The organism is Bradyrhizobium sp. (assembly GCF_049586575.1).
Classification (GTDB): domain Bacteria; phylum Pseudomonadota; class Alphaproteobacteria; order Rhizobiales; family Xanthobacteraceae; genus Bradyrhizobium.
The window spans coordinates 1-8,714 of the sequence record NZ_JBAVCF010000118.1 but is presented as its reverse complement, the minus strand read 5'-3'; the positions used below and the strand labels follow the sequence as shown (position 1 = coordinate 8,714).

7 protein-coding genes are annotated in these 8,714 nt (G+C 60.7%); 3 read left to right on the top strand and 4 right to left on the bottom strand.

The genetic code is table 11. The features are described from left to right. Both uvrA and WB528_RS04180 read right to left on the bottom strand, forming a co-directional pair. A partial coding sequence (gene uvrA, locus WB528_RS04185; RefSeq protein ID WP_423887167.1) for an excinuclease ABC subunit UvrA occupies positions 1-2,245 on the bottom strand: 2,245 nt, incomplete at its 3' end. Positions 2,246-2,481: 236 nt separating this feature from the next. Beyond that, entirely contained in the window at positions 2,482-3,225 is a 744-nt protein-coding gene (locus WB528_RS04180) for an outer membrane protein (RefSeq protein WP_423887166.1), read from the bottom strand. Between the two features lie 438 nt (positions 3,226-3,663). Here WB528_RS04180 and WB528_RS04175 point away from each other — a divergent pair, with 438 nt between their 5' ends. From WB528_RS04175 to gyrA, 3 genes are all read left to right on the top strand, one after another. Continuing rightward, positions 3,664-4,152, top strand: coding sequence for a single-stranded DNA-binding protein (locus WB528_RS04175; protein WP_423887165.1), 489 nt, complete (start codon positions 3,664-3,666; stop codon positions 4,150-4,152). Positions 4,153-4,271: 119 nt separating this feature from the next. After that, entirely contained in the window at positions 4,272-4,670 is a 399-nt protein-coding gene (locus WB528_RS04170) for a DUF2306 domain-containing protein (RefSeq protein ID WP_423887164.1), read from the top strand. Between the two features lie 180 nt (positions 4,671-4,850). Beyond that, positions 4,851-7,583 (top strand): DNA gyrase subunit A, encoded by a 2,733-nt coding sequence (gyrA, locus tag WB528_RS04165; RefSeq protein ID WP_423887163.1) that lies wholly within the window; start codon positions 4,851-4,853, stop codon positions 7,581-7,583. Between the two features lie 325 nt (positions 7,584-7,908). On the opposite strand, the gene WB528_RS04160 is transcribed toward gyrA, so the two are convergent. Beyond that, complete coding sequence (locus WB528_RS04160) at positions 7,909-8,457, bottom strand: class I SAM-dependent methyltransferase (RefSeq protein WP_423887168.1); 549 nt, start codon at positions 8,455-8,457, stop codon at positions 7,909-7,911. Positions 8,458-8,471: 14 nt separating this feature from the next. Next, positions 8,472-8,714, bottom strand: a 243-nt coding sequence (locus WB528_RS04155; protein ID WP_423887162.1) for a hypothetical protein, incomplete at its 5' end; no start/stop codon positions are given.

Below are 8,714 nucleotides of genomic sequence, written 5' to 3'. Positions count from 1 at the left end.
ACCATTCGCGGATCGGCGTGAACGCGCCTGTATAGGTCGCCGGGTTCGAGCGCGGGGTGCGGCCGATCGGCGACTGGTCGATGTCGATGATCTTGTCGATATGCTCCAGCCCCTCGATGCGGTCGTGGTGCGCCGCGCCTTCGCTGGCATTGTTGAGCTTGCGCGCGATCGCCTTGTAGAGCGTGTCGATCAAAAGCGTCGACTTGCCGCCGCCGGAGACGCCGGTGACGCAGGTGAACAGGCCCAGCGGAATTTCCGCCGAGACGTTCTTCAGATTATTGCCGCGCGCATTGACGACCTTGATGGTGCGGCGATGGTTCGGCGGCCGGCGCTCCGGGATCTCCACCGACAATTCGCCGGTGAGATATTTTCCGGTCAGCGAGTCCGGATTGTTCATGATGTCGGCAGGCGTGCCCTGGGCTACGATATAGCCGCCATGCATGCCGGCACCGGGACCGATGTCGAGCACATGATCGGCCAGACGTATCGCGTCCTCGTCGTGCTCGACCACGATCACGGTATTGCCGAGGTCGCGAAGTCTCTTGAGTGTGTCGAGCAACCGCGCATTGTCGCGCTGGTGAAGGCCGATCGAGGGCTCGTCGAGCACATAGAGCACGCCAGTCAGCCCCGAGCCGATTTGGGAAGCCAGCCGGATGCGCTGGCTTTCGCCGCCGGACAGCGTGCCGGAAGAGCGAGCCAGCGTGAGATAATTCAGGCCGACGTCGAGCAGGAAAGACAGGCGCTCGCGGATTTCCTTGAGCACGCGGGCGGCGATCTCGTTCTGCTGCGCGTTGAGCGCCTTCGGCACGGTCTCGAACCACTCGCCGGCGCGACGCACCGACATCTCCGAGATTTCGCCGATATGCTTGCCGCCGATCTTAACGCAAAGCGCCTCCGGCTTGAGCCGGTAGCCGTGGCAGGCCTCGCAGGGGACGTCGGAGAAATATTTCGCCAGTTCCTCGCGCGCCCATTCGCTTTCGGTCTCGCGGAAGCGACGGTTGAGGTTGGTGATGACTCCCTCGAACGGCTTCTTGGTGTCGTAGGAGCGCACGCCGTCTTCGTAGGAGAACTTGATCTCGTCCTCGCCCGAGCCGTGCAGAATCGCCGTTTGCGTTTTCTTCGGCAGGTCCTTCCACTTGGTGTCGAGGGTGAATTTGTAGAACCTAGCCAACGCGGTCAGCGTCTGGATGTAATAGGGCGAGGAGGATTTGGCCCAGGGCGCGATCGCGCCCTTGCGCAGAGTGGTTTCCTTGTCGGGAATGACGAGGTCCTCGTCGATATGCTGCTCGATGCCGAGCCCGCCGCAGGCGGGGCAGGCGCCATAGGGGTTGTTGAACGAGAACAGCCGCGGCTCGATCTCCGGAATCGTGAAGCCGGAAACTGGGCAGGCGAATTTTTCGGAGAACAGGATCCGCTCCGGCCCGCTCTTGTCGTGGATTTTGGCGGTCTTCTTCTTGTCTTCGGCTGCAGGCGCGGAGGCCGGCACGTCCGCATATTCGATCACCGCAAGACCCTCGGCGATCTTCAGCGCGGTCTCGAAGCTCTCCGCAAGCCGCTGGCCGATGTCCGGCCGCACCACGATGCGATCGACCACCACGTCGATGTCGTGCGGGAATTTCTTGTCGAGCGTGGGCGCTTCGGCGAGTTCGTGGAACTTGCCGTCGATCTTGACGCGCTGGAATCCCTTCTTGAGATATTCGGCGAGCTCTTTTTTGTACTCGCCCTTGCGGCCGCGTACGACCGGCGCCAGCAGATAAAGCCGCGTGCCTTCCGGCAGCGCCAGCACGCGATCGACCATTTGCGAGACGATCTGGCTTTCGATCGGCAGGCCCGTCGCGGGCGAATAGGGCACGCCGACGCGCGCCCAGAGCAGGCGCATGTAGTCGTAGATCTCGGTGACGGTGCCGACGGTGGAGCGCGGATTCTTCGAGGTGGTCTTCTGCTCGATCGAGATCGCCGGCGACAGCCCGTCGATCTGGTCGACGTCGGGCTTCTGCATCATCTCCAGGAACTGGCGTGCGTAGGCCGACAGCGACTCGACGTAGCGCCGCTGGCCTTCGGCGTAGATGGTGTCGAAGGCGAGCGAGGATTTTCCGGAGCCGGACAGCCCGGTGAACACCACGAGCTTGTCGCGGGGAATCTCGACGTCGATATTTTTCAGATTGTGTTCGCGCGCGCCGCGAATGGTGATCGCGCGCAGGCTGCTCGCGGATTGTTGGCGCTTCGCCTTGATAATTTCATCCATGTCGGCATTTCCAGGCACGCAAATAGCGCGCCGCGTTCGGGCGCGTCGCGGGGAGCGATCAAACGCCAAGGATCGATCTCGGAACATAGGAAGAACGGGAATCAATTTCCAGTGCCGCGTGAAAACCATCAACGGATAGTTGGAAAATGCTGAAACCTGGCAGCAGCGGTCAGCAGCATCCAACAAAAAAGCCGACGAAATCGCCGGCTTTTCCAGATCTGGCGCATCCGTCGTGATCAGTATTTTGCGACGACCGGGCCACCCCAGCGGTAGTTGACGTGGACCGACACCAGATCGGCGTCGCCGTGAATGCGGTCCGTGCTCACGACCGCACCGCCGACGGGATTGGTGAAGGTCGTGTTGTTGGTGGCAATGAACAGGTGGTTATATTCGAGCGCCGCCGACCAGTTCGGTGCGAAGGAGAATTCGATGCCGCCGCCGACAGTGCCGCCCCAGCGGTTGTTGCCTGAGGGGGTCGCAAGGATCGCGCCGCCGGACAGGATGTCGTTGCGGTCGGCGACGACGGCAGCGCCGCCCTTGAAATATAACAGTGCGGTGTTCCAGGCGTAACCGATCTGGCCGGTGAACAGGCCAAACGCATCAACGCGGGAACGATCGATGTTTGCGGGCGTGATCAGGCTGACGCTGCTACCCTTCAGGCTCGCCCAGTCGCCCAATGCTTCGAAACCGAATACCCAGGACGCAGCTTGCCAGCGATAGCCGGCCTGCCCGCCAGCGAAAGCACCCGAGGTGGTGTGGCAGCCGTCCGGACCGATCAGGGTCGGACCGGTCTGATCGAAGCAACGATTGGCCGTGCCCCATCCGCCGTTAAGGCCGACGTAGACGCCGCTCCAATCGTAAGTGACCGGAGTCATATCCGGCGCCTTGGTGTAAGTGCGGGCGGGCAGATCTGCCGCCACTGCCGGTGCCACAACTCCCAACGCGAAGAGAGCGAGAGCGCCCAGCAACATCCTCTTCATATCGACAACCTCCGGCTTCTTCGTCCGCTTCATTTTTGAAAGAAGCGTTTGGTCCCAACGCGATCGAAGGAGCGCCCATCTACCCCTGCTCGGAATCGACCCTATCGCAATTTGCCCCCATAGAGCGTCTCCCGAAAGCCACACTCGGCGATGAAGTGCGGGGCAGAGAAGCTCATGATTTATCGTGGTTTTCGCTCGCCTCGTCCAGGGTCTGCACGGTCATCGCGCGCAGACCTTCGACGGTATCTGAGGAAACCGGGCCATGAGCCTGACTCTGCTGCATTCCGGGCGGAATTTGACTTGTATTTGAGTTGGAACAAAACTGGAACATTCCAGCCGGCGATGCTATATTGTGGGGATAACGCAGGGATCGGCGGGCGCGCCCGGCAAGCGAGCGTATAGGGTCTGCGCGACAAGCGAAGTGAGTGGAGAACGGCGATGGCAGGAAGCGTAAACAAGGTGATTCTGGTCGGAAATCTCGGCAAGGATCCCGAAATCCGGCGCACCCAGGACGGGCGGCCGATCGCCAATCTCAGCGTTGCCACATCCGAAAGCTGGCGCGACAAGGCGACCGGCGAGCGCAAGGAAAAGACCGAATGGCATCGCGTGGTGATCTTCAATGAAGGGCTTTGCAAGATCGCCGAGCAGTACCTGAAGAAGGGCGCCAAGGTTTACCTTGAAGGCCAGTTGCAGACCCGCAAATGGACCGATCAGGCCGGCGTCGAGAAGTATTCCACCGAGGTGGTGCTGCAAGGCTTCAACTCGAACCTGACTATGCTGGATGGCCGTAGCGGCGGAGGCGGCAGCTTTGGCTCCGACGATCAGGGCGGCGGCGATTTCGGCGTCAGCGGCCCATCGAGCGCGCCGCGCCGCGCGGTGGCTGCCGGAGCCCGCAGCAGCGACATGGATGACGATATCCCGTTTTGACAGAGCTCGTTAAAGCGACGCATTGAATTCCCGTTGGAAGCCAAGACGGATCGAGGCCGACACAGAGTGATCGCAGCCTGATCCTGCCGGACGGGATCGGTCAGGGTGAGAGGCCTCGCATGAGTCTCGCTCCGTTGCTGGACGCAGCACCGGCCATCCCAGTTCACGCCTTTGCGGCGATGGCGGCTTTTGTGCTGGGCATCGTCCAGTTCGCGGCGCCCAAGGGCACGCTGCCTCATCGCGCCATCGGCTGGATCTGGGTTCTGTTGATGCTGGGTGTTGCCGGGAGCTCATTCTGGATTCACAAGATCAAGTTATGGGGGCCATGGAGCCCCATCCATCTCTTGTCGATCTTCACGCTGATCATGGTTCCGCTCGGCGTGTGGCGCGCCCATCGCCATCGGGTGATCGATCACCGCCGCATCATGATCGGGGTTTTCTCGGGCGCGCTGGTCGTCGCCGGGCTGTTCACGCTGCTGCCGGGACGGATCATGCATGCGGTGGTTTTCGGTCATTGAAAACGCGTGTTTGGCGCGGCTTCGTCGCCGTCGTTTAGGGGTCGCGAGGCTCTCAACCGGATGATCCGCTAAGTTACTGGAAAAACGAGGGGAAAATCGGCTTTCCCAGACGCTTGCGGGGTGGTTTTACCCCCCTTGATGCGCTATATGAATGTGATTCTGAATTGACCGGATTTTCCCTTGTCTGAGCCTGAAGATACCAAGTCCGGAGAGCCACCCGCGCCTTCCGATATTCGTCCCGTTTCCATCCTCGACGAGATGAAGCGCTCCTACCTCGATTACGCCATGAGCGTGATCGTGGCGCGTGCGTTGCCGGATGCGCGCGACGGTCTGAAGCCTGTTCACCGCCGCATCCTCTATGCGATGCACGAGAACGGCTTCGATTGGAACAAGTCGCATAACAAGTCGGCGCGCACCGTCGGCGACGTGATCGGCAAATACCATCCCCACGGCGACCAGTCGGTCTACGACGCGCTGGTCCGCATGGCGCAGACTTTCTCCATGCGCGTGCCCTTGATCGACGGACAGGGCAATTTCGGTTCGGTCGACGGCGATATGGCGGCGGCCATGCGCTACACCGAATCCCGCCTGACCAAGATCGCGCATTCGCTGCTCGATGATATCGACAAGGACACCGTCGATTTCCAACCCAATTATGACGACAAGGACCGCGAACCGCGGGTTCTTCCGGCCAAGTTTCCCAATTTGCTGGTCAACGGCGCTGGCGGCATTGCGGTCGGCATGGCCACAAACATCCCGCCGCATAATCTCGGTGAAGTGATCGATGCCTGCACCGCGCTGATCGACGATCCCGCGCTGACCATCGATCAACTGATCGAGATCATCCCGGGCCCGGATTTCCCGACCGGCGGCATCATTCTCGGCCGGCAGGGCATCCGCTCAGCCTACCACTTAGGCCGCGGCTCTATCGTGATGCGCGGCAAGGTGTCGATCGACACCATTCGCAAGGATCGCGAGGCGATCGTGATCACCGAAATTCCCTATCAGCAGAACAAGGCGACGATGGTCGAGCGCATCGCCGAGTTGGTGCGCGACAAGAAGATCGACGGGATCTCGGACCTGCGCGACGAGTCCGATCGCTCTGGTTTGCGCGTCGTCGTCGAACTCAAGCGCGACGCCGTGCCGGACGTCGTGCTCAATCAGCTCTATCGGTTCACGCCGCTGCAAAACAATTTCGGCGCCAACATGGTCGCGCTCGACGGCGGCCGGCCGCAGCTGATGAACCTGAAGGATCTGCTGACGATCTTCGTCGCTTTCCGCGAACAGGTGGTGACGCGGCGCACCAAATTCCTGCTCAACAAGGCGCGCGACCGCGCCCATATTTTGGTCGGCCTCGCGATTGCGGTCGCCAATATCGACGAGATCATTCGGGTGATCCGTACCTCGCCCGATCCGAACACCGCGCGCGATACATTGATGTCGCGCGACTGGCCGGCCAAGGACGTGGCGGCCATGATTACCCTGATCGACGATCCCCGCCACCGCCTGGCGGAAGACGGGACCGCGCGGCTGTCGATGGAGCAGGCCAAGGCCATTCTCGACCTGCGGCTGCAGCGGTTGACCGCGCTTGGGCGCGAAGAAATTTCCGAGGAACTCGACAAGCTCGCGGCAGAAATCAACGACTATCTCGACATCCTGCGATCGCGCGCGCGCGTTCAGGCGATCGTCAAGACCGAGCTCGCCGAGTTGAAGAGCGAATTCGCCACGCCGCGCAAGACTGTGATCATCGAGCAGGAAGGCGAAGTCGAAGACGAAGACCTGATCCAGCGCGAGGACATGGTCGTCACCGTCTCGCATGCCGGCTACGTCAAGCGCGTGCCGCTGTCGGCCTATCGCGCCCAGCGGCGCGGCGGCAAGGGCAGGGCGGGCATGCAGACCCGGGACGAAGATTTCGTCAGCCGCCTGTTCGTGGCCTCGACGCATACGCCGGTGCTGTTCTTCTCTTCACGCGGTCAGGTCTACAAGGAGAAGGTCTGGCGGCTGCCGATGGCGGCGCCGAACGCCCGCGGCAAGGCCATGATCAACATCCTGCCGCTGGAGCAGGGCGAGCGGATCACGACCATCATGCCGTTGCCGGAGGATGAATCCTCCTGGGCCAATCTCGACGTGATGTTTGCGACCACCGGCGGCACCGTCCGCCGCAACAAGCTTTCCGATTTCGTCGACGTCCGGCGTTCCGGCATCATTGCGATGAAGCTCGACGAGGATGAGGCGATCGTGGACGTGCAAATCTGCACCGAACGCGACGACGTGCTGCTGACCGCTGCCGGCGGCCAATGCATCCGCTTCCCCGTCACTGACGTAAGGGTGTTCTCCGGCCGTACCTCGATGGGTGTGCGCGGCATCGCGCTTGCGAAGGGCGACCGGCTGATTTCGCTCGCGATCCTGCGCCATGTCGAGGCGACGTCCGACGAGCGCTCGGCCTATCTGAAGATGCGCCGCGCGGTGGCCGGCGAGGGCGCCGTGGAAGAGGCAGCGGAGGCCGATGCCGAGGAGACTTCAAACGCCATTCAACTCTCTTCCGAACGCTATGTCGAAATGTCTGCGCAGGAACAGGTGGTGCTGACGGTTTCCGTCAACGGCTTCGGCAAGCGCACCTCATCCTACGAATACCGGACGACGGGGCGCGGCGGCAAAGGCATCGTGGCGATGTCGGTCAATAACCGCAACGGCAAACTGGTCGCCTCCTTCCCGGTGGAAGAATCCGATCAGATCATGCTGGTGACCGACAAAGGCCAGTTGATCCGCTGCCCGGTGGAGGGCATCCGGATTGCCGGCCGTTCGACCCAGGGCGTCATTGTATTCAACACCGCCGAGGACGAGCATGTGGTCTCGGTCGAACACATCGGCGAGGAAGCCGAAAACGGCAACGGCAATGGGAACGGCGGCTAAGGCCGCCTCCTGCTTTTTGGCGGTATCCGCGACCCAAATATCACGCGACGATTGACTGCAACCGGATGTGCGGCACACTCGGCGCGATCTTTGGTCGCGCCGATGCTTATCGCGTCGATGAGGCCTGTTTCCGGCGCGTCTTACGTGAACTAATGCGATCTCGATCTCGGCGAGGGTTACGCGAAAGCTTACTGGGGCGTAACCTCGCGCGGCTGGCAAAGATCGGCGTTCAATCCGAAAAACGTTTTTCAGCACGCGCAGAGTATGCCGCTCGGATCACAAGTCTGACTAACGGCGGCTGTCGCGCAGTCGTTCCTCGGCGAACCTAAACCCGCGAAGATGCCTGTTCCACGAACACGATGAAGTCGGCGCTACAGATTGGCAATAAGGCCGCGGGGCAATTTGATCCAATCCATCTTGCCAGTGACACCGAGGAGCGCGGGAGCAGGGTATTAAACGGCGAAAAGGTATGGTTCAGGTATGTGGACTTCGCAACATAGAGATCGTGAGTTTCGATCATCTCTGCCACGTCCCCCTGGCTGTAGGCGTGGGTCGCGAAAGACTGAGCCATCACTCCTGCGCTGATCATTGGCTTTGCTAACCGCAAAATACCGCGGAAAAAGTGATCCAATGATGAGCGATTCGTAAAACTCAATATTGCTTTGCCGAAAGGCGCGAGACGAGCGCTGATGAATGCGAGCGTCTGATCGAATTCATCCGGCGACTGATACGTGGTTACACCGAGTAGGAAAATGTAGTCAAAACTGTCCCTTGGAAATTCGATATCTGTCGCCTTTCCGACAAATTTCCGGTCTGCCGGGATCGAACTCTGCGAGAGCATCTTCGCCGAAATATCGCAGGCGTAATAGTCGATACCGGCATACTTGATTAGTTCGTCGTAAAGAGGACCAGTCCCAGCCCAACGTCGAGTACCGACTTGTGTTCGAACGGGAGACTATCGGTAGCGGCACTCAATCGATCCCCAAAAAAGTAACTATGGAAGGGGTTTTCGATTCCGTAGCGTCGCCGGTAGCTGCCCGAAATCTGATCAAAGTACGAGCCGACCATATTGGTTTGTTCTGAGTGCTCCAACGTCGATTCCCCCAAGCCGAAGTGCGACCAGCAGGTACG